This is a genomic window from Microbulbifer sp. SE14 (genome assembly GCF_059834885.1).
Genome location: NZ_JCBAJA010000031.1, coordinates 32,533 through 57,331, shown reverse-complemented (window position 1 = coordinate 57,331; position 24,799 = coordinate 32,533). Strand labels below are relative to the sequence as shown.

Here is a 24,799-nt window from a genome sequence, read left to right as displayed (position 1 = left end):
GGGGTGAGGGCCAGGGATGGCCCGAATGACAAAACGGTACGGACAGCCGTTTTGCACAGCCGAAAGGCTGCCCCAAAGGGGTGAGGGCCAGGGATGGCCCGAATGACAAAACGGTACGGACAGCCGTTTTGCACAGCCGAAAGGCTGCCCCAAAGGGGTGAGGGCCAGGGATGGCCCGAATGACAAAATCATGGACAGCCGTTTTGCACAGCGGGAACACCGCCCATACAAAAAAGGCGCCGAAGCGCCTTTCTCTGCCGATTGGCAATCGGGAGAAGATCAGAACTTGTAGCCGATGCCCAGGTTGTATACCCAGGAATCGAGTTCAATTTCTGTTCTCGCCGCATTGATGACGACGGGGTCGAAGAATCCGGGCACCGGATAGTGCAAGTCGGTCTGGACTTCCAAATCCAGGTACTGCACGGCGGCGTTCACCAGCCAGTTGCTGTCCCGGCCCAGCATGATGTCCACTCCTATCTGGCCCGCCCAGCCCCAGTCGTCGTCCACAATCAACCGGGCCGGCCCGATTGCGCCGGCCACTTCTGCCAGATAGTCATTTGCGATCTGGCGGTAGCTCTCATTGTCAAAGTCCGTGTAGTGACCGCCGAGACCGATATAGGGCTGTACCCAGGATTCCTTGCACACCGGGAACCAGTTGACCATCAGGGTACCGGTACGGCGCTCTATGCTTCCTGCACCAATCCTGGTGACCCCGAACTCATCGACAAAGAACCCCTGCAAGCCGGTCAGGTCCAGATCGTGCTCAGATTCGCCGATGTAGCCGAACTCCACCGAGAAGTGGTCCACTGGCATAAAGCCCGCGGTAAAGTTCCAGGTGGTTTCGCTATCCAGTTCGTACCTGAGCCCGTCGAGGAACGGGAACAGGTCCCGGTCGTATCTCCACTTGCCAGTGTCGTCATCGGGGTCGACATAGGAGGCACCGATGCGAAGCATCACGGTGCCGGCCTCATAGACAGCCGGGGGCGCTGAGGGGGCCGGCGGAGCATAGCCGGACGGACCGGCCAGTGCCTGCTGCGCTCCCACCGTGGCGAAAACTGCGACTGCCAGGGGTGTCAGAATGCGCGTCTTTTCCATAAGGGGTAACTCCGTTGATATTCGGCTGATTCAACAACAATCAGCCCAATCACCTTCAGTCTAGACACGGAAAGGCACGACTGTAGAAAAAGGGGCGCGAAGCGCCCCTTGATTGACGAGTGAAATCACATGCTGAATTTGTATCCCAGGCCGAGATTGAAGACCCAGGGGTTGTAGTCGTAGTCGGCCCTGACGCGGTCGATGGTGGCGCCAGTATTCCGATCGATAAAGCGGAAAGTGACATCAGTATCTGAATCGATATACATCAGTGCGGCGTTTGCCAGCCAGTTGCTGTGCCGGCCGAACACCCAGTCCACACCCACCTGGGCGGCAACGCCCCAAGAGTGGCCCAGCTCCAGGCGGCCATCCACATCGTCGAAGTCCGGGCTGTCAAACAGTCCCCGGCGGAAATGAGCTCCGTCGAAATCGGTGTAGTTGACTCCCAGACCGAGGTACACCTGGCCGAGGCAGTTGGGATCCATCGGATACCAGTTCACGAACAGGTTGCTCATATTGGCTTCGAATTCGCCAATGTCGCGCAGGCGAACGGTTTCGTCGACCACGATATCGGGGCCGATGAAAAACTCATCCCTCAATCTCAAATCCGTGTCCGCCTCGGTACCATCGATATAGTTCACCTCCAGGCCCCAGTGCTCCACCGGAATCCAGAAACCGCTGATCTGCCAGGTCCACTCCTCGTCGGCCTCCAGCCGAGCACTGAACCTGTCGTCGTCGAACGTCTCGAAGTGGCGGAAATTCAGGTCGTCATCGTCCGGGCTCACATAGGCAGCGCCCACGCGTACCCCTGTGGTTCCGGCCCCCCAGACAGGGGGCGGAGCAGAAACCGGCGGGGCATAGCCCGAAGGTCCAGCCAGCGCCTGTTGCGATCCCACAGTGGTCGAAACTGCAATTGCCACAGCTGTCAGGATTGGCGTCATCTTCATCGTTGGTAACTCCGTTGATTCTCGGTAATTTGGACAACAATCAACCCAATCACTTTCAGACTAGACGCGAGATAGATCTTTGTAGAAAAAATATCCGGCATTTCGGCAGGCAATTGGAACTTTCGTGTAAAGTTGGCGCGCAATTTTTTGCGGCGCCTGCCTGGCGCATATTTCATCAACTGAAATGCTACAACCTGGCCAAAGCAGGCTGCCGGAAGAAAATGAAGAAAATTGCGCCACCCAAAAAACCTCACCAAAATTTTCGCACAAACTAAAAAGGGCGCCGAAGCGCCCTCGATAGTGTTCCTGTTGCAGGAGTCAGAAGTCAAACCTGTAGCCAACGGACAGGTTGAAAACCCACGGGTTGTAGAGATAGTCGCCGGAAACGATTATGGGAAAGTTAGGATCCGGCTCTACTGAAGGCTCTTGCCGGACATCGAATCCCAGATCAGTTTCCGAATCCACATAGATCGCTGCCACATTCACCAGCCAGGCGCTGTCGTGGCCGAAATTCAAGTCGGCGCCGATCTGCCATGCATATCCCCAGGAATGTCCCATGGTCATGTCCGCGGTCAGACCGAGATCATCGAGATCCTGGCGCACAAGGCTCCGGAAGCTCTCGCCACTGAAATCCGTATAGTTGAGGCCGACACCGACATACGGCTGGAACATGCAGGACGGATCCAGCGGATACCAGTTGGCAAACGCGAAGCTCATGTCTGCCTCGAATTTACCGAGGTTCCGAATCTCGGTGCCCTCTATTCCGGAAATCGAGAAGAATCCCTTGCTGTCGCCTCCGACATGGTCATCGCCGTCGACATACATCAACTCGAATCCGAAATGATCGTGGGGCTTCCAGACACCGCTGATATTCCAGCCCCATTCGTCATCCGGATCCATGGTTGCCCGGAAGCCGTCGAAGAACAGGAAAGATTCATCGATAAAAGTCATCTGGTCCGAATTCGCGTTTATATAAGACGCACCGATTCGGACGATAAACTCCTGGGTTTCGGGAGGAGGCGGGGCGGGAACATATCCAGAAGGCCCTGCCAATGCATTGGTGGAGACCGCCAGTGCCAGGGGCGCCAGAACCGGGGTCAGGATACGCATCATCTTCATCTGAGGTAACTCCATTGATTTTCAGCAGATTAAAACAGCAATCAGCCCAATCAATGGTCAGTCTAGTCGCGTGAAAACACAGCTGTAGAAAAAAACACCAATTATTGGCGCCAAAAAAGAACACTACTGCGATTTAGGCGCGCCAGTTATTTTTTTGGCAGGAAATAACTCCACCCGCGGCAGGGGTATGGAGGCGTCTCGCACACTTGCCGAGTGAGGAAAACCGGTCAGGAAATGATGTTATACGCCGGCGCAGCCCGACGACCGAACTGCGAACCGGCGGTAGATAAGGAGGGATAGAGGCACAAAAGCCGCGTGAAAAACGCGTTATTTTTTGCCGCCGCCAAGGCACTCTGGGCTCTGCGGCGCCTCCCCCTCCCACTCCTCGGGGCTGAAGGTGTGCAGTGCCAGTGCGTGCACCGGCCCGGCCATCTCCTCGGCCAGCACCGCGTACACCTTCTGGTGGCGCTGCACCTTGCGCAGCGGTGTGAAGGCATCGCTGACCAGCACCACGCGAAAATGCATTTCCGAGCCGGGCGGCACATTGTGCATATGACTCTCGCACTGCACCTCGATATGCTGCGGCGCGAAGGCCTCCGTGAGTTTCTCCTCGATTTTTCTTGCCAGGCTCATCGGGCACCTCGAATAGTCAGTTTACTTTTCCGTTCAGGAAGCGATACTCGCCTTGCGCTTGCGCGCCTCGATAATAGTCTCGTAGGCCACGGTAACGCTCTTCATCTGGTCTTCCGCATAGCGCATAAACTCCTCCGGCAAGCCCTTGGCGGCGATCTTGTCCGGGTGGAACTCGGCCGCTTTGCGCCGATAGGCGAGCTTCAGGTCGCGGTCACTGGTTTCGGGGGAGCAGCCCAGCACATCGTAGTGCTGTTGCAGGCTCTGCGCCGACGCCGGCGCGCGGTGCCCGAATTCGCTCTGCATCGCGGCGAAGATGGATTCGTGCAAACCCAGGTCGGCAGGAATGCGGCGCAGTATCTCCTCCTCCGCCGCGTGCATTTCGCCATCCGCATAGGCCACGGCAAACAGCAGGCGGTAGACCATTTCGCGCATCGCCTGGTTGTGCACCAGCTGCCGGTACTGCTGCGCATAGTCATAGATGCTGTAGGCATCGGTCTTGGCGTTGCGGAAAATCTTGATCGCCTGGGAGCGATCCTCGGCACTGAGGCGCAGGTTGTTCCGCATGAAGTCTTCGATCAGCTGGACCTCCGCCCTGGAGACCTGCCCGTCCGCCTTGGCCATCTTCGCCAGCATGGAAAACAGGGTGACGATAAAGACCGTCTGCGCCCCCTCGCGGTTCAGGCCCGCCGCCGCGGCGCCGACGCGCTGCAGGCCCCCGCCAAAAGAACTGCCGATCCAGGCGCCCAGCGCCGCGCCTATGGGGCCACCAAACATCAGGCCGATACCGGCCCCAATTCCCGCGCCCAACCAGGACATAACGATTCCTCCGAGCGCCTGCTTGCGCCCCATCAAGACAAAAAACGCGCCTATCATATCATGTGGATACCACGCACACTGCCACCCCATGGAATTGCAACGACTTCGCGGTCATTCGCGCAGATTCCGGCGCGAGACTGCACTTGCCCCCGCCGCCGTCACCCGCCCCGGTGCGGGTTTATGCTTGCTGCATTCTTCCACTCTCCACGTGCACAGGGAATCGGAGGTGGCCAATGAGCAGACAACTGGACGTGTCCCTGTCCCGGCGCCGTTTCTCAAAGCCGCGGTATCCACCGTCTTCGAAATCGGCTTCTACGTGCCTTTCGGTCGCCGAGCACTTGCGCAGGGCCAAACACAAGGTATGGAGACACCGGCACCGAACCTCTTCCTGAAGATCGATAGTGACAACATCATCACCATCGTCAGCAAGTACCTCGAGATGGGCCAGGGCGTCACCACCGGTGTGGCAACCCTGCTGGCGGAAGAGCTGGAGGCGCCACAGGACCCGACACTGAAGGATCCCGCCGACTGGAAACTGATCGGCAAGCGGTTGCCACGGCTCGACTCCGGGGACAGGACCGACGGTAAAGCCATCTTCGCGATGGACATCAAACGCCCCGGTATGCTCAACGCCGCCGTGCCCACCCTCCCCTGTTCGGCGCCGGGGTGAAGCGTTTCGAGGCCGCGGATGCAGAGAAGATCCCCGGTGCCGAACAGGTGATGCAGATTCCCTCCGGTGTCGCCGCGCTGGCCAAGGACAGCTGGAGTGCACTGCGAGGTCGCGATGCCTTGAAAGTGGAATGGGACGAGAGCGGCGCCGAGACCCACTCCAGCGAGCCGATTTTTGCCGACTATCGCGAGCAGGCCCAAGGCGAGGGCCTGGTCACCGCCAAACGCGGCTATGCCGACAAGACGCTGCCTGTGGCGGCAAAGAAGCTGACCGCGGAATTCACCTCCCCTACCTGACGCGCACGCCGATGGAGCCGCTCACCCGAGGCGCGGGACAGGGCGGTACTGCAGCTGCTCGCGGACAAATCCGGCTGGGGGGAATCCGCCGGGGAGAATCGCGGCCGGGGCATCGCCTTCCACAAATCCTTCGGTACCCGGGTGGCGATGGTAGCGGATGCATTCGATGCCCTTCTAACTCTGCCCCCCCCGGAAAAACACTGAACCCTAATCTGTAGATACTCTGTTTCAAGTCAGGCCTTCACTGGCTCGTCATACCGGCGCAGGCCGGTATCCAGTTTCGGGGTACCTAGATTCCGGCCTGTGCCGGAATGACGAGAAAGCTGACCAGTAGGGGCGAACCTTGTGTTCGCCCACAAGCCTGCCGCCACACACTGCCTCAAAGCGCGGCTGGTTTAACGCCTGTCCCTGTACCATACTTTTTTGAAATGGAGTTTCTTCTTCGCCCATCTTATCGTGAACTGAGTTGTAAGGAAGTGACGTTCATGAAGGTTTCCCTTTCCCCCCCCCTCCTTCGCATCAGTGTCACAGCCTTCTCCATTACGCTTACGCTAGTGGTGTTCCTGACGGGTGTTTTCCCGACAGCCCAGGCAAGTGACGCATGGCGCGCCAGTGGTGGGGAGAGTATCGATACGGACTCGCCATTTGCTGCGGGAAAGCATATTGGCTGGCTACCGCAGGTGGAAACACTGCGCGGCACGGTGGAAGGCAATGGTGGTGTGTTGCGCGGATACAGGGTTTCGCTGCGTGTCAGCTATGCCGGAACTCCGTCCTTCGACCATATCGTCGGCACCGCGATTACCAACGCCGCCGGTGAATTTGAAATCCGCTACCGGTTGCCGGGCAATCTTCCCCCATGGCTCAAGCCGGTGTACTTCGTCATTGCCGAGAAGCGCCCGGCAATGCTCGCCAGCGCGGTAGGCGCAGGCACCAAAATTCCGAAAAAAGTGATTGTCAATGAGCGCACCACCATCGCCACCGGCATGGCGTTCGCGCAGTTTATAAAAGGACGCAAGATCCGCGGCAATACCTATGGCATGCGCAACGCGGTGAAAATGGCCGAAAATATGGCCAACCCGAAAACCGGGCAAGTGGGCGAGATACTGGCGCGCACGCCGAACGGCATGAAGACGTCGACCTACCCCACCTTCAATTCGCTGACCAATGTGGTCGCCGGCTGTGTCTCCGACAGCAACAACTGCCACAAGCTCTTTGCGGCCACGACCCTCGCCGGTGAGCCCGCGCCGAAAACGGTGCTGCAGGCCATAGCCAATATCGCCAAGTCGCCCGCTTACCCGAACTACCCGTCAAACGCGAACGATCCGCTGTTCCAGCTTTCACTGGTATCGCCGATCTACCAGCCGGCGCTCACCGACAGGCCCACCAACTGGCTACTGTTTCTCAAATTCACCGGCGGCTTCTACAGTAAACAGGACAGCTCCAACCTGATGAACGGCCCCGGCAATATCGCCATCGACGAGCGTGGTTTCGCCTGGGTGGTCGACAATTACGAGCCCGAGGCACCCGAGGATTTCGCCTGTACCGGACTGCGGCTGTTGAAATTCCAGCCCTGGGGAGCAAAGTTCCCGGGCTCGCCCTACTTTGGCGGCGGCCTCAGTGGTGCGGGTTTCGGTGTCACTCTCGATCCCCGCGGCCATATCTGGGTAAGCAACTTCGGTTTCGAGGCGCCCGCCTGCGCGGACGGCACCGTGCCCCCGGACCCGGCAAAGAAAATCCCCGCCACCCACAACAGCATCTCGCTGTTCCATCCCAGCGGTATTCCGCTATCACCGCCCAGCGGTTTCACCCGCGGCAATATCTGGTGGCCCCAGGGCACGGTATCGGACAGGAAAGGTAATATCTGGGTGGCCAACTGCGGCAACGATACCATTACCCTGATTCCCGAGGGCAATCCGCTGCACGCGCAGAACATTGCCCTGCCCGGCGCGACCACCGGCGACACACCGAACTTGAAGCCTTTTGCCATCGCCATAGCCCCCGATGGGCGCGCCTGGGTAACCGGCAACCAGTCCGCGGAGGTCTACATCGTTTCGGAAGATGGCAGCGTGGAGGTAGTGGACTCCTCCACGGTCAATCTCTCCTGGCTGATCGGCATTTCCGGGGACAGCAAGGGCAACATGTGGGTGTCCAGCTCCGATGCGGTGAAACTGCCCTGTGCCGATCCCTTCGACCCCCAGGATGGCAACCAGCCGTCGATTGTGCTTTACCCGGCAGACGGAGGAGCACCCACGCAGATTACCAACAAGGGCGGGCTCACCCTCCCATGGGGCAGTGCGATCGACGGCAACGATTCGCTCTGGGTATTCAACTTCGGCCGCACGCCGCTAGAAGACGTCACCGACGATACCGAGTGGGACGATACCGGCATCTCCCACTTTTGCGGCTCCGGCAAATGCCCGCAGGGGCTGGGCATGGGCGATCCCATTTCACCACAAACCGGCTACACCAGCGACGCCCTGGAGCGGGTTACCGGCGGCGGCATAGACCCCTCGGGCAATATCTGGCTGATGAACAACTGGAAAAAGCCCGGCCCCCTGCTCTACGACATCAACCCGGGGGAGAACTCCATCGTGATTGTCCCCGGCGCCGCAGCACCGGTAAAGACACCGCTGATAGGTCCGCCACGGTCTTTCCACAAATCACAGCACCCGAATCTTTAGATATTTTGTTTCAAGTCAAGTATTTGTTCACTCGTCATACCGGCACAGGCCGGTATGACGAGAAAGCTGTCCTGTAGGGGCGAACCTCGTGTTCGCCCGCGACCCCGACCAAGTGCTCAATTCGTCAGACCGGAACCCGCTTGAATCCATCAACCGGTTATGCCCCGTACCATGGTGATCATCACACCGGCCGCCACCGCCGAGCCGATCACACCGGCCACGTTGGGGCCCATCGCGTGCATCAGCAGGAAGTTGTGCGGGTTGCTCTCGAGGCCGATCTTGTTCGACACCCGCGCCGCCATGGGCACCGCGGAGACGCCAGCGGAACCGATCAGCGGGTTGATCTTGTTTTTACTCACCAGGTTCAGCAGCTTGGCCATCAACACACCGGCGGCGGTACCGATGGCAAAGGCGATGATACCCAGGGCCAGGATGCCGAGGGTCTTCGGATCCAGGAACTTGTCCGCAGCCAGTTTCGAGCCCACGGACAGGCCGAGGAAGATGGTGGTGATATTGATCAGCGCGTTCTGCGCGGTATCCGACAGGCGCGACACCACACCGCACTCGCGCATCAGGTTGCCAAAGCAGAACATGCCCAGCAGCGGCGCCGCGTCCGGCAGGAAGAGCGCCACCAGGATCAGCAGCAGCAGCGGGAAGGTGATCTTCTCGCGCTTGCTGACGTGGCGCAGCTGCACCATCTCGATCTTGCGCTCCTGCTCGGTGGTCAGCGCGCGCATGATCGGCGGCTGGATCAGGGGCACCAGGGCCATATAGGAATAGGCCGCCACCGCGATGGCACCGAGCAGGTCCGGGGCCAGCAGGCTGGAGACGTAGATGGCCGTGGGGCCGTCGGCGCCGCCGATGATACCGATGGCGGCGGCGTCGGCGATGGAGAAATCCATGATGCCGGCCACCGACAGACCGACGGCGCCAAGTACCGTGGCGAAGATGCCGAACTGCGCCGCGGCGCCCAGGAACAGGGTGCGGGGATTGGCCAGCAGCGGACCGAAGTCAGTCATGGCGCCGACGCCCATAAAGATCACCAGCGGTGCAACACCGGAGGCGATGGCAACGTTGTAGAAGTTGTACAGCATGCCGTTGCTGAAGCCGGCATCCAGGGCCTGCTGTGTGGCCTGCGCCTTGATCGCCGCCGGCGCATTGGCCAGGGCCTCCTTCAGCGCATAGAGGTCACTCGTACTTTCGACCCCGAGGATCCGGGCCATCTGCGCCAGCACCCCGGCATCGCCGGAGACCAGTGCAGTCTCCGCCGCCGACAGCGCCAGGTCGGCTCCGGGAATATTGGCGAGGAGGCCCCCGAAGCCGATAGGCACCAGCAGCAGAGGCTCGAAGTTCTTGCGAATGGCCAGGAACAGCAGCACCAGGCCGATCAGGATCATCACGAACTGACCCGACGACATCTGGTAGGCGCCGGACGACAACCAAAGATTCAGTAGATTATCCACGTGCGACTCCTATCCTGCGTTACGCGATTGACAGCAGGGCATCGCCCACCGCCACGGAATCGCCCTCCTTGATCGCCACGCTGGTGACGCTGCCGGCGCGGGGCGCGCTGATGGCGGTTTCCATTTTCATGGCTTCCAGCACGATGATGGTCTGGCCCTCGGCCACCCGATCGCCGGGCTTGACCATCACCTTGAAGATATTGCCGGCCAGCGGCGCCTTGACCGGCTCGCCGCCACTGGCGGCCGGTGAAGAGCTCGCGGCCGGCGCCGCGGCACCGCCGGAAACCGGCACAACACCGGTCAGGTCGCCGCCGTCGGCGACGGTCACGGTGTATTTCTGGCCCTCGACGGTCACCGTGTAGACTTCCTCGCCCTGCTCGTTCTTGACCGCGCTGCCCTCGTTGCCGGTAGGCACCGGCTCGAAGGCATCCGGGTTGCCGCGGTTCTTCAGGAACTTGAGGCCTATCTGCGGGAAGAGCGCGTAGGTGAGCACGTCGTCCATCTCGCGCTCGCCGCCGGCCAGCACGACATTCTCTTCACCGGCTTTCTGCTTCAGCTCCGCGGTCAGTTTGTCCAGTTCCGGCTCCAGCAGGTCCGCCGGGCGGCAGGTGACCGGCTCGGCGCCTTCCAGCACGCGCTCCTGCAGCTCCCTGTTCACCTCTGCCGGGGTCGCGCCGTACTCGCCCTTCAGCACCGCGGCGGTCTCCCTGGAGATGGACTTGTAGCGCTCGCCGGTGAGCACGTTCAGCACCGCCTGGGTGCCGACGATCTGCGAAGTGGGGGTCACCAGCGGGATAAAGCCCAGGTCCTCGCGCACGCGGGGGATTTCCTCCAGCACTTGGTCCAGCTTGTCGCCGGCGCCCTGTTCGCGCAGCTGGTTTTCCATATTGGTCAGCATGCCACCGGGCACCTGGGCCACCAGGATGCGCGAGTCGACGCCGCGCAGCGAGCCCTCGAATTTGGCGTACTTCTTGCGCACCTCGCGGAAGTAGGCCGCAATCTCTTCCAGCAGATTGATATCCAGGCCGGTGTCGCGATCGGTGCCCTCGAGAATCGCCACCAGCGCCTCGGTGGGGCTGTGGCCGTAGGTCATGGACATGGAGGAGATGGCGGTGTCCACATTGTCGATGCCCGCCTCGATACATTTCAGCGCGGTGGCGGTGGAGAGGCCGGTGGTGGCGTGGCACTGCATGTGGATGGGGATATCCACCGCCGCTTTCAGGCGCTTGACCAGTTCGTAACCCTCGTAGGGGCGCAGCAGGCCGGCCATATCCTTGATGGCGATGGAATCGGCCCCCATGTCCTCCAACTGGCGGCCCAGGTCTACCCACAGGTCCATGGTGTGCACCGGGCTGACGGTATAGGAGATGGTGCCCTGGGCGTGCTTGCCCTGCTTCTTCACCGCCTTGAGCGCCGTCTGCAGGTTGCGCATATCGTTCATGGCGTCGAACACGCGGAAGACGTCCACGCCGTTCTCCGCCGCGCGCTCGACGAATTTTTCCACCACGTCGTCGGCGTAGTGGCGGTAACCGAGAATATTCTGGCCGCGGAACAGCATCTGCTGCGGCGTGTTGGGCATGGCCTTTTTCAGCTCGCGGATGCGCTCCCAGGGGTCCTCTCCGAGATAGCGGATGCAGGCATCGAAGGTGGCACCGCCCCAGGATTCCAGTGACCAGAATCCGACTTTGTCGAGCTTTTCCGCAATCGGCAGCATATCGTCCAGTCGCATGCGGGTGGCAAACAGTGACTGGTGCGCGTCGCGCAGGACTACATCGGTTATGCCCAGTGGCTTCTTAACCTCAGTCATGGGTCGTCTCTCTCGGCGAATTTACGGGAAGTGGTTCAGCAGTTTTTTTTGTGGTCAGCGTCTCTTGCGATGCTGGTCTATGGCCGCCTTGATGATCGCGCGCAGGCGCGCGTCGTCACCGGCTGCACTGCCGGGTGTGGGAGCCGCCGGCTCCGCCTCGGGAAAATTGCGGGTAATGATGCGGGACATGATGCCGGTGCCGATCACCAGCAGTAGCAGGAATGAAAAGACAATCCCCATGCCGAACAGCGTGATGTCCAGCCCCTGTTGTAAAAGCGTGTCTTGCACGTTATTCCCCTATTCCAATCAGGCGATAAAACCGGCCATCCTGAACGGTTTTATTTGCGCCCGCAATATATCCGCTCATTAGTGCGGATTTATTTATGCGATATGGCTTCCTACCCATCTGCGGCCCGCAGAGGCAATATCCGTTTCGACCAGCTTCCCTAACAGATTTTATGACAACCATATGCGCCATAGCGGGCGCTATTATCAATACAACTTCCTTTTAAAATCAAACACTTATTAGTTTCAGCCGCAACGAACAACCTATAAATGAAGCAGTAATCGACGCCATTAAAGAGTGACCAAAAACCCCCTTTCCCACCGTTGGCCCCCTCCCGGTTCCAGCTGTTCACTTTCACACCAGACCCGCCACAAGCTGTTAGAATACGCGCCCTTTCCGGACCCGATACAGAGTTATGACCGCGGAGACAGATTCGTTAACCATCTACCAGGCCCCGATGGAGGGGGTGATCGACCACCATGTGCGCGCCCTGCTGTCCGCCAACGGCGGCGTGGACGTCTGTGTCACCGAGTTTGTGCGCGTCACCCACACCCGGCTGCCGCGCCGGGTCTTCACCCGCCTGTGCCCGGAGCTGGAATCCGGCGCCGCCACCGCCACTGGCACCCCGGTGCGCCTACAGCTGCTGGGTGGCAACCCGGAGGCCATGGCCCACAACGCCGCACGGGCGGTGGAGGTGGGCGCGCGGGCCATAGACCTGAACTTCGGCTGCCCGGCCAAGTCGGTCAACAACAGCGACGGCGGCGCCTGCCTGCTGCAGAGCCCGCAGCGGGTGGAGGCCATCGTCGGCGCCGTGCGCCGGGCCGTCCCGGAGAGTATTCCGGTAACCGCCAAGATCCGCCTCGGCTATTCGGACAGGTCCGGCTATATGGACAATGCCCGCGCCGCCGAGGCCGGCGGCGCCAGTGAACTGGCGGTGCACGCCCGTTCCAAGGTGGACGGCTACCGGCCGCCGGCCTACTGGGAATACATTGGCGAGATACGGCAGCAGCTGTCGATCCCGGTGATCGCCAACGGCGATATCTGGACGCTGGACGACTTCCGCCGCTGCCGCGAGGTGACAGGCTGCAGCCGCTTTATGTTCGGCCGCAGCCTGCTTGCGCGACCGGACCTGGGACTGCAGATCAAGGCCCACTGTGACGGACGCCGCCATGAACCGATGGACTGGCGGCGGGTGGTGACACTGTTGTGGGACTACTACCTGACCACCCGCGAGATCTACCCGGCCAAATACCTGGGCAACCGCATAAAGCAGTGGCTGGCCTACCTGAAGCTCGCCTTCCCGGAGGCACAGTTGTTCTTCGAGCGGATCAAGCGGCTGCGGGAGGCGGAGTTGATCGAAGCGGAGTTTGCGCGGGAATTGGCGGTGGAGGTGCCGGAAATAGAGGCGGCCTGATCCGCAGGGCGAGCACAAGATTTGCCCCTGCGAGTCAACCCCAGAGTTTCGTCCGTAGCTATTCTGCTCTAGCTCAAGTGTTTATTGTTCGTCATGCCGGCGCAGGCCGGTATCCAGTCTGGTGGCACCCGGATTCCGGCCTGCGCCGGAATGACGAACGAATATCGCTGGGACGAACGCCCGCAAACCTCGCGAGGAATTTCCCCTGCTATCTTGAATATCCATATGGACTTCAAGAAAAAGCCGGACACCGATTTCAGGCAGCTCGACGAACTCGATAAAAAAGAGGCCGCCGAGGAGGCCCGCGCGCTCCGCGAGGGCATCAATTACCACGACCACCTCTACTACGTAAAAGACTCGCCAAAAATTTCCGACGCGGTTTACGACAAGCTGTTCCAGCGCCTGCAGGATCTGGAGGAAGCCTTCCCCGAAATAAAAACCGACGACTCCCCCACCCAGCGGATCGGCGCCGAACCGGTCAGCCGGCTGAAAAAAGTCGAGCACAGGGCACCGCTGCAAAGCCTGCAGGCCACCCTGGAAGCCGATGCCGTGCGCTCGTTCCTGAAGAGCGCGCGCGACAAGGCGGGCAGGCGGTCCATCCGCTTTTTCCTCGAACCCAAGTTCGACGGCCTCTCCGTGGAAGTGGTCTACGAGAAGGGGCGCTTCCAATACGGCACTACCAGAGGCAACGGCGAAGTGGGCGAGGACATCTCCCACAACCTGAAAACCATCCGCGCCCTGCCCCTGTCGCTGCGAGACCGGGATGCGGCACCCGAGTCCCTGGCCCTGCGCGGCGAGGTCTATATGACCAGGACGGGATTCACCCAACTGAACAAACGGCGGCTGGAGCGCGACGAGGAGCCCTTTGCCAACCCGCGCAATGCGGCCGCCGGCCTGATGCGCCAGTACGAATCCCGCCGCGCCGCCGGCAAACCGCTCAGCATCTTTTTCTACGAGATACTGGCGATGGATGGAGATATGCCGCCCAGCCACAAGAAGACACTGGAGCGGCTGGACGACTGGGGCCTGAAGACCAGTCCACTGAACGAATCCGCGTCCTCCTTCGAGGATATCGAGCGCTACCACGGCAAGCTGGCCGAGGAGCGCGACGAACTCGACTACGAAATCGACGGCATCGTGATCAAGGTCGACGACCATGAATTGCGCGACGCCCTGGGCAGCCGCGACCGCAATCCGCGCTGGGCGCTGGCGTGGAAGTTCGAGCCCCGCGAGGAGACCACCCTGGTGGAGGACATCGTCGTGCAGGTGGGCCGCACCGGCATACTGACCCCGGTGGCGCTGCTGCAGCCGGTGGATGTGGGCGGCGTCACCGTCAGCCGCGCCACGCTGCACAACGAGCGCGAGGCGCAACGGAAGGATATTCGCGTGGGCGACAGGGTGCGCATCATCCGCGCCGGCGACGTGATTCCAGAGGTGGAAGAGCGGGTCAAAAGACCGGGAGTGAAGCGTGGCAAGTCGTTTGAGATGCCGAAACGCTGTCCGGTGTGTGACGCGAAAGTGGTGCAGGAGGGCGCCTATCACCTGTGTACCGCCGGCCTCTCCTGCCCCGCGCAGCTCCGGGGGCGTATCACGCACTATGCGGCCCGCGACGCCATGGATATCGATCATCTGGGGGAGAAGGCCGCCGAGCAGCTGGTCGGGCGCAAGCTGGTCGAGAATCTCGCCGACCTCTACGAGCTGGGAGCCGAAGACCTAGAATCCCTGGATGGCTTTGCCGAGCGCTCCGCCAAGCAACTCCATGATGCCATCCAGGGCGCAAAGGAGCCGCGCCTGGACCGCTTCCTCTACGCCCTCGGCATACCCCTGGTGGGCCGGCGTGTCGCCGGGCAGTTGGCGGATGAATTCCGCAGCCTGGAAAAGGTCATGGCGGCAAACAAGGGGGAGATCGAGAGAATATCCGGCATAGGTACGGAGATAGCCGCGGCGGCGGCGGACTTCTTTGCCGACAAGAGCAATCGCAAGGTACTCGAGCGCATGCGCAAAAGCGGTGTGAAAGTGAAATCCATGCCGGAGCGGGAAAAGCAGCCACTGCGGGGCAAGACTTTCGTCTTCAGCGGCGCACTGGAAAGCTTCACCCGCGGCGAGGCCAGGGAAAAGGTAGAGGCCTTGGGCGCCCGCGCCACCGCCTCCGTCAGCGGCGAGACGGATTACCTGGTGCTGGGCGAAAACCCCGGCAGCAAAAAGGACGAAGCCGAAAAACAGGGCGTACAGTGCATCGACGAAGACGCGTTCAAAAAAATGCTGGACGGGTCCTGATCCGAGTGGCACCAAGTCAAGGGGACAGCTGGCACAATGCAAGTCCCTGCCGCCGGTGGCCGCCCGGGAAATGTTCGCCGATGAGGCTTTTTCCCGGGCGGCCACCGGCGGCAGAGCCGAAACGAAGCCCCTCAATCAAGATCCTATACTGAATCTGCCCAAAGCAACTCCCGTTCCACTGCCATGCCTGTCCACAACAGTGAAATCGCCGACAAGTTCGACCGCCTGGCGGACCTGCTGGAAATCGAGGGCGCCAACCCTTTTCGCGTGCGCGCCTACCACAACGCCGCCAACACAGTGCGCGGCTACCCCCGCGCCATGTCGGACCTGCTGGACGACGACGTGGACCTGACCGAACTCCCGGATATCGGCAAAGACCTCGCGGAAAAAATCCAGAAACTGGTGGAAACGGGCAAGCTGCCGCTGCTGGAGGAAGTGGAGGCGCGCACGCCCCCCGCGCTCAGCGAACTGATGAAGATCGAGGGCCTGGGTCCCAAGCGGGTCCGGGCCCTGCACCTGGAACTCGGCATCGAGACCCTCGACGACCTGAAAAAGGCGGCGGAGAGCGGCAAGATCCACGAGGTTGCCGGTTTCGGCGACAAGAGCGAAGAGAAAATCAAAAGGCGCGTGGAGAAGTTCTCCGGGGAAAAGGAGCGCACCAAGCTGATCGACGCAGAGGATATCGCCAAACCACTGCTCGAATACCTGAAAAAAGCCGAGGGCCTGAAAGACATCATGATTGCCGGCAGCTACCGCCGGCGCATGGAGACCGTCGGCGACCTGGATATCCTGGTCACCGCCAAGAAGGGCTCCTCGATCATGGACCACTTCACCGACTACGACGAGGTGGAGGAAGTGGTATCCAAGGGCAAAACCCGCTCCACCGTCTACCTGCGCTCGGGCATGCAGGTGGACCTGCGGCTGGTGCCCCAGGTCGGCTTCGGCGCCGCCCTGCACTACTTCACCGGCTCCAAGGCGCACAATATCGCGGTGCGTAAAATGGGGGTCAAGAAGGGTTACAAGATCAACGAGTACGGGGTTTTCAAGGGCGACGAGCGCATCGCCGGCAAGACGGAGAAATCCGTCTACGACAAGGTCGGCCTGCCGTACATAGAGCCGGAACTGCGGGAAAATCGCGGTGAACTGGAAGCCGCGAAAAAGGGCAAGCTGCCGAAACTGATCACACTGGACGACATCCGCGGCAACCTGCACGCCCACACCAAGGCCACCGACGGCCACAACACCCTGAAGGAAATGGCCGAAGCGGCGGCCGGGCTGGGTTACGAATACCTGGCGATCACCGACCACTCCAAACATCTGTCCGTCGCCAACGGCCTGGACAAAAAGCGCCTGATGAAGCAGCTCGAGGAGATCGACAAACTGAATGACGAGCTGGACGATATAACCCTGCTCAAATCCAGCCAGGTGGACATCCTCGAGGACGGCTCCCTGGACTGGCCGGACAGCGTGCTGAAGGAGCTGGATTTCACCGTCTGCGCCGTGCACCACAAGTTCGACCTGCCGAGCAGGAAGCAGACGGAGCGGATACTGCGCGCGATGGACAACCCCTATTTCAATATCCTCGCCCACCCCAGCGGCCGCCTGATCAACGAGCGGGACCCCTACGACACGGACCTGGAAAAAATCCTCGAGGCGGCCAAAGACAGCGACTGCTTCGTCGAGCTGAACGCCCAGCCCCAGCGGCTGGACCTGACCGACGAAGGCTGCATGATGGCCAAGGAGCTTGGGGTAAAAATATCCATCGCCACCGACGCCCACAGTACCTCTGACCTGGAGCATATGCGCTGCGGCGTGGACCAGGCGCGCCGCGGCTGGCTGGAGAAGAACGACGTGATCAACTGCCTGCCGCTTAAAAAACTGCTGAAGCTCTTCGAAAGGTAGCCGATGCCGGAGTTACCCGACGTCGAACAATTCCGCCGCTACTTCAACGCCACTGCCCTGCACCAGTGTATCCGGAAGGTTCATGTGCAGGGCCCGGAGCTGTTGGTCGACACTTCACCCCAGGGGCTGGGGCGCGCACTCAAAAATCACTGCTTTGCCTCCACCGAGCGCCACGGCAAGTACCTGTTCGCCGGCCTGGACGGCGACAACTGCCTGGTGCTGCATTTCGGCATGAGCGGCTCGCTGCACTATTCGAAATCGGCGGACAGGCCCGAATACTCGCAGCTGTCGGTGGAATTCGATAACGGCTACGAACTGGACTATGTGGCACCGCGCAAGCTGGGCCGCATCGCGCTGGCGGACTCCCCGCAGGGCTGGATCGAGGCGCGGCAGCTGGGTCCCGATGCGCTGCAGATCAGCGAAGAGGACTTCCTGGCATTGGCCGGCAAACGCCGCGGGCAAGCCAAATCCTGGCTGATGGACCAGCACAGTATCGCCGGGCTCGGCAACTACTATTCCGACGAGGTCCTCTACCAGTGCCGTATGCACCCGAAACGCAAAATGGAGGCGTTGGAGAAATCGGATTACCGGCGGATCTACCAAAAGATGCGCTCGATACTGGAGACTGCGCTCGATAAAAAGGCGGAGCCGGAAAAGCTGCCACGCTCGTTCCTGTTGACGCAGCGCCACAAGGGGGGCCACTGCCCGCGCTGTGGCACTGCACTGAAAACCATCCAGGCCGCGGGCCGTACATCCTGGTACTGCCCGCACTGCCAGGCAGACTGAGGGCCCGAATCAACCCTGCCGGTCGCCCACGTCGCCGATGATCGACTGGATTTCCCCGGCCTCCAGGGTCTCCTTCTCCAGCAGCGCCTTGGCCAGTGCGTCCAGCTCGCCGCGGTGTTTTTCCAGCAGCGCCCGCACCTCCTTCTCGATGCCGCGCACCAGCTCGACGATTTCCTCGTCGATTACCTCGGCGGTGTGCTCGCTGAAATCCTTCTGCTGGGTCATCTCCTTGCCGAGAAAGATGTGCTCCTCGCCGCGGCGGAAGGCCACCGGGCCCAGTTTTTCGCTCATGCCCCAGTGGGTCACCATGTGCCGCGCGAGGCGGGTGGCCTGTTTCAGGTCCTCCTCGGCACCGGAGCTGAGTTCGTTGAATACCACCAGCTCCGCGACGCGCCCGCCCAGCATCACGCCGATGCGGTCGCGCAGGTAGCTGACGCGCAGGTTGTGGTGCTCCTCCTCGGGAATCTGCTCGGTGGCGCCGAGGCTGCGGCCGCGGGGGATGATGGTGGCCTTGTCCAGCGGATCGGCGTGGGGCAGCAGGCTGGCGGCCAGGGCGTGGCCGGCCTCGTGGTAGGCGATGGTCTTCTTGTCCTCCTCGCCGATGACCATCTCCCGCTCGCCGCCCAGCACCACCTTGTCGCGGGCCAGCAGCAGGCAGGCCATGTCCACCTCGTCCCTGTCCTCGCGCCCGGCCAGCAGAGCCGCCTCGTTGATCAGGTTTTCCAGGTCCGCGCCGGAGAAGCCCACCGTCAGAGCCGCCAGCCGCTCCATATCCACGTCGTCGGCCAGGGGCACCTCCCGTGCGTGGATGTGCAGTATGGATTTGCGGGCCCGCTTGTCCGGCAGGTCGAGGGTGATCTTGCGGTCGAAGCGGCCGGGGCGCAGCAGTGCCGCGTCCAGTACGTCCGGGCGGTTGGTGGCGGCTATCACCACCACCGCCTCGTGGGGGTCGAAGCCGTCCATCTCGCCGAGGATCTGGTTCAGCGTCTGCTCGCGCTCGTCGTGGCCGCCGCCGAGGCCGGTGCCGCGGGCGCGGCCCACCGAGTCGATCTCGTCGATAAAGATGATCGACGGCGCCTCCTTCTTCGCGCTGGCGAACATGTCCCGCACCCGCGAGGCGCCGACGCCGACGAACATCTCGATGAATTCCGAGCCGCTGATGCTGTAGAAGGGCACATCGCTCTCTCCCGCCAGGGCCTTGGCCAGCAGTGTCTTGCCGGTGCCCGGCGGCCCCATCAGCAGTATGCCCTTGGGTACCTTGGCGCCGAGCCGGCGGAAGTGTTCCGGGTTCTTCAGGTACTCGGCGATCTCGCGCAGGTCGCGCTTGGCGTTCTCCAGCCCGGCCACGTCGTCGAAGGTCACATTCGACTCGCCCCGCTCGAAGCGCTTGGCCCGGGAGCGGCCGAAACCGAAGGCGCCGCCGCCACCGCCGATACCGCCGCCCATGCGCTCCTGCATCCGCCGCCCGGCCCAGATAAACAGGCCGATGATCAGTATCCACGGCAGTATGCCGATCAGCACCCGGGTCCACAGGTCCGCCTGCTGCGACTCGGCCCGGATCTCCACCTGGTGCTGCTCCAGCAGCGGCATCAGTTCCGGGTCCTCCACCGGCGGCAGTATGACGATGAATCGTGTGGCGCGGGGATCGCCGGATGCTATCCGGCCGTCCTTGGCCCCCTCGTAGGTGCCCGTGAGCCGGTCGCCCTTCAGGGTCACACTGGCCACCTGGCCGCTGCGGACCTTTCCCTTGAATTCGGTATAGGAGAGCGCCTGCTGTTGCTGGTCCTGCAGGAAGTTGGACCAGTACTGGGCGATCAGGAACACGAAGAAGATCCAGATCAGGTACTGGCCCCACGGCAGCGACGGCCGGGGCGGCGGCCGCTGTGGTGGCGGGGGGCCCTGCCCGCGCGCCTGCCTGTCTTCGTCCTGCTCGTCTGCCATATGCCTTTCGCTGTGCCTTTGGCGGGGGAATGCGCCCACAAAGGGGCCCGGATCGAGGCGATCCGCGCTCCGCGACAGCGCGCCCCGACTGGCACCAGTATAGTTTCCCGGCCGATCGCACGAGACGCCGCCAGCCGCCCTCCCGGGGCAAAAACAGCTATCTTCAAAATAGTGCTTGCAAAGCGCCGCCCACCGCGGCAGAATGCGCGCCCTATCGAGCTTCACCGGCATCTCCCGGGAAGTCAGGAAGTTCGGTAAGCTGCGGATTTTTAAGGCCTTTTTCTTAAAAAGATCTTAAAAAAGAGTTGACGAGGCAAGGCCAACTCTCTATAGTTCGCACCCACAACGCGCTCGTAGCTCAGCTGGATAGAGTACCTGGCTACGAACCAGGCGGTCGGAGGTTCGAATCCTCCCGAGCGCGCCATACAGAGAGGCCAGATCCGAAAGGATCGGGCCTTTTTTGTTTTGGGTGTTCGGGCCGACAAATCGAATATTCGACCAATCTGCGGAATAGTATTTATATCGAGCGACGCGGCCCAGAGAATCGCGAAAAGTGCCAAGGCTTGTATTGAGCCCTACCTTCCCCCACTCCCCTCACTCACGGGGAGTAAGCCTTGCAGCGACGTTTGAACCAGTTAACCCGCTTTTTATAATTTACGGGGCAATTGTCCTGGCAGGCACTGCCCAACTCAGACAGAGCAGTTGCCTCCGGATAATCGGAAACCACCTCCCCGGAAACCACATGGCGATAACCGGGCTCGCCTGCAGTGACCAGAAAGTGGTTTTCTCTATTGCCAATTAGAATCTTATCTCCCGCAAGGGCGTAAACGTCAAATTGCCAAAGCCCCCAAGACGTCCAGTCGTGCATTATCAAGCATGTGGACATTGTGCCCATGGGCTCCTGGTCATCACTTGCAAAGGCCGACGGCGCGAAGATTAGAGAGAACACCACTATTTTTGTTATTTTCATCTGTTTTCCTTCCAGATTGCCAGTCAACACTGCCAGCCATTAACTCCAAGCGCCGGCGCCACTGTCAAATTTAACCCAGAAGATGAAATGGCTTCTACCCCAAGCGCCTTTGCTTCCTCAGCAGCCAATACTCGACAATCACACCCGCTACCAAACCAAGATAAAATTCCCAAAACCAAAACCGCAATCCCAAACCTTATGAGCACCTTCCTAGCCATTATCCTCCTCGCCATCCTTCTCTGGCTGGTTCCGCACTACTACCGAACCTGGCGCCGCCACTACCTGCGCTCCAGGCCGCTCACCACCGAACAGCTGCAACTGCTGGCGGACAGCCTCCCCCTCTACCGCCAGTTGCCGACGGAGCAGCAGCGGGAGCTGCAGGCCAATATTGCCCTATTCCTGCGCGAAAAGGCGTTCGTCGGCTGTGAGGGCCTGCAGGTCACGGAGAAAATGCGTATGGCGGTGGCCGCCCACGCCTGCCTGCTGCTTCTCGGCCGCGAAAACCACTGCTACCCGAACCTCTACAGCATACTGCTTTATCCGGGAACCTATGTGGCCGAAGAGGTCCATCACGACGGCTATATCGAGACCACCGGGCACAGTGTGCGCGAGGGGGAGGCCCACTACCGCGGGCCGGTGGTCCTTTCCTGGGGGGACCTGGAGGATGACCTGTTGCACCCGGAGAACGGGCGCAATGTGGCGCTGCACGAGTTTGCGCACAAGATCGATGAGGAGGATGGCTACTATGACGGGCGGCCGCTGTTCGGCGGCACCGACGAGGGCAAGAGCTGGGCTTCGGTCCTGCGCCCGGAGTTCGAGAAGCTGCGCCGGCGGCTGGATCGCGAAGAGGAGGACATGGAAAGCGGTGAAGAGGAAGAGCCCTCGGTGCTGGATCTCTACGGTGCCGAGTCACCGGCGGAGTTCTTTGCTGTGGCGACGGAGGCTTTCTTTGTCATCCCGGACGAGATGCGGGCAGCGCATCCGCAGCTGTACCGCGAGCTGTGCAGTTTCTACCGACTGGATCCGGCTGCACTGCTGAGTGGAAATCCTGCGGCCGGTCGATATCCAGGATAACGCCCGCATCCTCCACCGGATATTCCCGGATCGCATCCGGATGCGCGCGCAGTATTTTCTCCGCGCCGCGGCTGCCGCGCAATTTGAGCAGGTGCGGTAAGAAATATTTTCCGAACACCACGGGGTGGCCCCGCTGCCCCTCGAACAGCGGTACGCAGATGTTCTTCGGCCGGGACGCAAACATCAGCCGCTGCAGGGTTTCCGGGTCTATAAACGGCATATCCGCCAGGCAGATGGCGACGGAATCCGGCTTGCAGCCGCGGCGCAGCAGCGCATCCACTCCCGCGGCGATACTCACCCCCATACCCACCGGCCAGGCCGGTGCCTGCAGCAGGCGCTCCGGCTCATCGCGCACAATGCCGGCCAGCATCGGCGCTACCAGCGGATCCCTGGCTCGCACCACTATCTGCAGGTCGACTCTGGAAATACCCTTCAGGGCGGACTGCAGGTTGCGCAGGCTGGCCAACAGCATGGGCTCGCCGTCGATACAGGCCAGGCGCTTGTCGCTGCCGAAGCGGCGGGAGAAGCCGGCGGCGAGCAGAATTGCGGCGTGTTTCATTCGTTGACTCCTTCTGGAGGGTTCTTGCCGAAACAGGGGAATCAATTCGCTGTCTGTTCCGCGGTATCCAGATAACCGTGCTCTTGCAGCTCGCGGCGGATTCGCGCCACCTTCTCTGCAGTCACCTCGCCCCTGGAATCGCCCCAGGCGGTGCGCATAAAGTTCACCAGCCCGGCGATCCGCGCGTCGTCCAGTTCGCGATGGAATCCGGACATGCCGGCGCGGGCATTGTTGCGGTCCATGCGCTGGGCCGGCAGGCCGCGCAGTATCACGGCAATGGCGTTGTAGGGTTTTTCCGCGCGTATGCCGGCGTTGTTGTCCATCGGCGGCGCGAAGTCGAGCACTATGCCGCGCCCCTCGCGGCCGTGGCAGCCGGCGCAGTAGGCCACGAAGTCGGCGCGCCCCTGGGCGTAGCGCTCCGCGGCCAGTTCGGGTTTGCCCACGACCCGGGGTTCGCTTTCGCTGTCGTCGAGCAAATAGGTGATGATCGCGTTGATGTCATCGTCGGAGAGATGGCTGAGGCTGTGCTCCACCACGCGAAACATCTCCCCGAAGACGGTGCCGCGCTCGCTGGCGCCGGTGGTGAACAGCTGCCGCAGATGCTCCCTGTCCCAGCCCTGGCGGCGCAGTGCCCGGGGCCTGATGTCCACCGCGTCCCAGCCCTCGAGCACATTGCCGGCGAAGCGCTGGTCCTCTCGCATCGCTTGGGCCCCTTTCATGGCATAGGCAAAGTTGCGCGGTGTGTGGCACTCGCCGCAGTGCCCCAGGGCGTTGACCAGGTAGTTGCCCCGCTGCCACTCGGGACTTTTGTCCTGCGGCTGCGCCAGCGGCTCCCTGTCGAAAAAAGCCCAGTTCCAGAAGGTCAGGCCGAAGCGCAGGTTGGCGGGAAACATCAATCGGTTTTTCGGCGGTGTGTACTCCACCGGTGGCAGCTGCATGAAGTAGCCGTAGAGTGCCTCTACATCTTCATCGCTGACCAGGTAGTAGGAGGTGTAGGGCATGGCCGGGTAGAGGTTGCCGTGGGGGGCCTTGCCCCGGTGCATGGAGGCCCGGAAATCCTCCAGTGTGTAGTCGCCGATACCGGTCTTCCTGTCAGGAGTGATATTGGTGGAGTAAAGGGTGCCGAAGGGGGTGTGAAAGGGCCGGCCGCCGATAAAGGGGCGACCGTTGGTCGCCGTGTGGCAGGCGACGCAGTCGGCGGCAGCGGCCAGGTAGCGGCCTTTTTCCACAGAGGTCTGCGCAAACGCCGTACCGCCAAACAGCAACATGATAAAGGCGAAAGGAAGTATCGAAACTGCCAGCCCCCAGTTGCCAGTAAGAGAGGCTGGGGCGGCCCTGCTACCGGTGGAAGTTTGCGGGACACGGGCTAGGCGCCCCCCCGGCGAATACATCCATGTAGGCTTGGCGGCGAGGTCCCTCTCGCCGACAGTCCCGCAAACTTCCACCGGTAGCAGGGCCTTCGCATTAAGCTCTGGCATTCTTTTCCTGACCCCGAGGGGCAAGTAGTTACTCGGCATTCACTCCGCCTCCTTTACCAGCCCGGGAGTGGCTTCGATCACCTCCCTGACCGCGCGGAAGTAGCGCACATAGCCGGTGCAGCGGCAGATATGCTCGCCCAGCGCCTCATCGATGGTGTCCTCCACGCTGTCCGCGGCCACCGGTTCGCGCTTGAGACGGTCGATCAGTGCGGTGGCGGCGTTGACGAAACCCGCGGTGCACCAGCCGCACTGGAAGGAGAAATTGCGCAGGAAGGCCTGCTGGATCGGCGACAGGGCCACGATGTTGCCCTCGGCATCCCGCTCCGCCTGGCCCTCGACGGTGGTGATTTTTTTGCCGTCGAAGCGACCCACATTGTTGATACAGCTGCGCACCGATTCGAGCGAGCCGTCCTCCCGCTCGACGACGATTGCACAGGCGTGACAGACGCCGATGCCGCAGCCCAGCTTGGTGCCGGTCAGGTTCAGGTATTCCTGCAGGAAATCCAGCATGGAAGTGTATTCATCCACTTCCATAGGGCCCACCTGCTCGCCATTGATCACCATCGACACCGGAATACGGGCCATCTA

General features: G+C 61.5%; 20 protein-coding genes, 1 tRNA gene and 1 pseudogene. 9 read left to right on the top strand and 13 right to left on the bottom strand.

What is annotated here, in order from left to right:
• Positions 1-279: 279 nt before the first annotated feature.
• From AC6R19_RS18680 to djlA, 5 genes are all read right to left on the bottom strand, one after another.
• Positions 280-1,095 (bottom strand): OmpW/AlkL family protein, encoded by an 816-nt coding sequence (locus tag AC6R19_RS18680; protein ID WP_500581369.1) that lies wholly within the window; start codon positions 1,093-1,095, stop codon positions 280-282.
• Between the two features lie 125 nt (positions 1,096-1,220).
• The gene (locus AC6R19_RS18675; RefSeq protein WP_500581368.1) at positions 1,221-1,892 is read right to left on the bottom strand and encodes an OmpW/AlkL family protein; all 672 of its coding nucleotides are present in this window, start codon (positions 1,890-1,892) and stop codon (positions 1,221-1,223) included.
• 465 nt (positions 1,893-2,357) lie between these two features.
• A complete protein-coding gene (locus AC6R19_RS18670) occupies positions 2,358-3,158 on the bottom strand; it encodes an OmpW/AlkL family protein (RefSeq protein WP_500581367.1) in 801 nt (266 codons plus the stop codon).
• 327 nt (positions 3,159-3,485) lie between these two features.
• Entirely contained in the window at positions 3,486-3,791 is a 306-nt protein-coding gene (locus AC6R19_RS18665) for a BolA family protein (protein WP_500581366.1), read from the bottom strand.
• Between the two features lie 33 nt (positions 3,792-3,824).
• Positions 3,825-4,607 (bottom strand): co-chaperone DjlA, encoded by a 783-nt coding sequence (djlA, locus tag AC6R19_RS18660; RefSeq protein WP_500581365.1) that lies wholly within the window; start codon positions 4,605-4,607, stop codon positions 3,825-3,827.
• A gap of 361 nt (positions 4,608-4,968) precedes the next feature.
• Between djlA and AC6R19_RS18655 the strand changes: the two genes are divergently transcribed.
• From AC6R19_RS18655 to AC6R19_RS18645, 3 genes are all read left to right on the top strand, one after another.
• Positions 4,969-5,277 carry a hypothetical protein gene (locus tag AC6R19_RS18655; RefSeq protein ID WP_500581364.1) on the top strand — a complete coding sequence of 103 codons (309 nt, stop codon included), beginning with the start codon at positions 4,969-4,971 and terminating at the stop codon, positions 5,275-5,277.
• The gene (locus tag AC6R19_RS18650) at positions 5,274-5,573 is read left to right on the top strand and encodes a hypothetical protein (protein ID WP_500581363.1); all 300 of its coding nucleotides are present in this window, start codon (positions 5,274-5,276) and stop codon (positions 5,571-5,573) included. The genes AC6R19_RS18655 and AC6R19_RS18650 overlap by 4 nt, the downstream gene beginning before the upstream one ends.
• Positions 5,574-6,253: 680 nt before the next feature.
• Positions 6,254-8,254: an NHL repeat-containing protein gene (locus tag AC6R19_RS18645; RefSeq protein WP_500581362.1), complete on the top strand. Its 2,001-nt coding sequence runs from the start codon at positions 6,254-6,256 to the stop codon at positions 8,252-8,254.
• 149 nt (positions 8,255-8,403) lie between these two features.
• Here AC6R19_RS18645 and AC6R19_RS18640 read toward each other — a convergent pair whose 3' ends face one another.
• Genes AC6R19_RS18640 through AC6R19_RS18630 form a run of 3 tightly spaced genes read right to left on the bottom strand, consistent with a single transcriptional unit; the run spans position 8,404 to position 11,812 of the window.
• The gene (locus AC6R19_RS18640) at positions 8,404-9,717 is read right to left on the bottom strand and encodes a sodium ion-translocating decarboxylase subunit beta (protein ID WP_500581361.1); all 1,314 of its coding nucleotides are present in this window, start codon (positions 9,715-9,717) and stop codon (positions 8,404-8,406) included.
• A 19-nt stretch (positions 9,718-9,736) separates the two neighbouring features.
• Positions 9,737-11,524, bottom strand: a complete 1,788-nt coding sequence (gene oadA, locus AC6R19_RS18635; protein WP_500581360.1) for a sodium-extruding oxaloacetate decarboxylase subunit alpha — start codon at positions 11,522-11,524, stop codon at positions 9,737-9,739.
• Between the two features lie 54 nt (positions 11,525-11,578).
• Positions 11,579-11,812: an OadG family protein gene (locus AC6R19_RS18630; RefSeq protein ID WP_500581359.1), complete on the bottom strand. Its 234-nt coding sequence runs from the start codon at positions 11,810-11,812 to the stop codon at positions 11,579-11,581.
• Positions 11,813-12,225: 413 nt separating this feature from the next.
• Between AC6R19_RS18630 and AC6R19_RS18625 the strand changes: the two genes are divergently transcribed.
• From AC6R19_RS18625 to AC6R19_RS18610, 4 genes are all read left to right on the top strand, one after another.
• Complete coding sequence (locus AC6R19_RS18625; protein ID WP_500581358.1) at positions 12,226-13,224, top strand: tRNA dihydrouridine synthase; 999 nt, start codon at positions 12,226-12,228, stop codon at positions 13,222-13,224.
• A 213-nt stretch (positions 13,225-13,437) separates the two neighbouring features.
• A complete protein-coding gene (gene ligA, locus AC6R19_RS18620) occupies positions 13,438-15,501 on the top strand; it encodes an NAD-dependent DNA ligase LigA (RefSeq protein ID WP_500581357.1) in 2,064 nt (687 codons plus the stop codon).
• Positions 15,502-15,684: 183 nt separating this feature from the next.
• Positions 15,685-17,403 (top strand): DNA polymerase/3'-5' exonuclease PolX, encoded by a 1,719-nt coding sequence (gene polX / locus AC6R19_RS18615; RefSeq protein WP_500581356.1) that lies wholly within the window; start codon positions 15,685-15,687, stop codon positions 17,401-17,403.
• Positions 17,404-17,406: 3 nt separating this feature from the next.
• Positions 17,407-18,189: an Fpg/Nei family DNA glycosylase gene (locus AC6R19_RS18610; protein ID WP_500581355.1), complete on the top strand. Its 783-nt coding sequence runs from the start codon at positions 17,407-17,409 to the stop codon at positions 18,187-18,189.
• 9 nt (positions 18,190-18,198) lie between these two features.
• Here AC6R19_RS18610 and ftsH read toward each other — a convergent pair whose 3' ends face one another.
• Positions 18,199-20,130: an ATP-dependent zinc metalloprotease FtsH gene (ftsH, locus tag AC6R19_RS18605; RefSeq protein WP_500581354.1), complete on the bottom strand. Its 1,932-nt coding sequence runs from the start codon at positions 20,128-20,130 to the stop codon at positions 18,199-18,201.
• Between the two features lie 347 nt (positions 20,131-20,477).
• Here ftsH and AC6R19_RS18600 point away from each other — a divergent pair.
• A tRNA-Arg gene (locus AC6R19_RS18600) sits at positions 20,478-20,554 on the top strand.
• Positions 20,555-20,728: 174 nt separating this feature from the next.
• Here the strand turns inward: AC6R19_RS18600 and AC6R19_RS18595 are convergent.
• Entirely contained in the window at positions 20,729-21,100 is a 372-nt protein-coding gene (locus AC6R19_RS18595) for a hypothetical protein (RefSeq protein ID WP_500581353.1), read from the bottom strand.
• A gap of 198 nt (positions 21,101-21,298) precedes the next feature.
• Between AC6R19_RS18595 and AC6R19_RS18590 the strand changes: the two genes are divergently transcribed.
• Positions 21,299-22,174, top strand: a complete 876-nt coding sequence (locus tag AC6R19_RS18590; RefSeq protein WP_500581352.1) for a M90 family metallopeptidase — start codon at positions 21,299-21,301, stop codon at positions 22,172-22,174.
• Positions 22,175-22,223: 49 nt separating this feature from the next.
• Here the strand turns inward: AC6R19_RS18590 and AC6R19_RS18585 are convergent.
• The 3 genes and pseudogenes from AC6R19_RS18585 to AC6R19_RS18575 all read right to left on the bottom strand — a co-directional run.
• A pseudogene (locus AC6R19_RS18585) lies at positions 22,224-22,733 on the bottom strand (nucleotidyltransferase family protein); the annotation flags it as partial.
• Positions 22,734-22,774: 41 nt separating this feature from the next.
• On the bottom strand, positions 22,775-23,962 hold the full coding sequence (locus tag AC6R19_RS18580) for a c-type cytochrome (RefSeq protein WP_500581351.1): 1,188 nt from the start codon (positions 23,960-23,962) through the stop codon (positions 22,775-22,777).
• A gap of 288 nt (positions 23,963-24,250) precedes the next feature.
• The gene (locus AC6R19_RS18575; RefSeq protein ID WP_500581350.1) at positions 24,251-24,796 is read right to left on the bottom strand and encodes a (2Fe-2S)-binding protein; all 546 of its coding nucleotides are present in this window, start codon (positions 24,794-24,796) and stop codon (positions 24,251-24,253) included.
• Positions 24,797-24,799 lie beyond the last annotated feature (3 nt).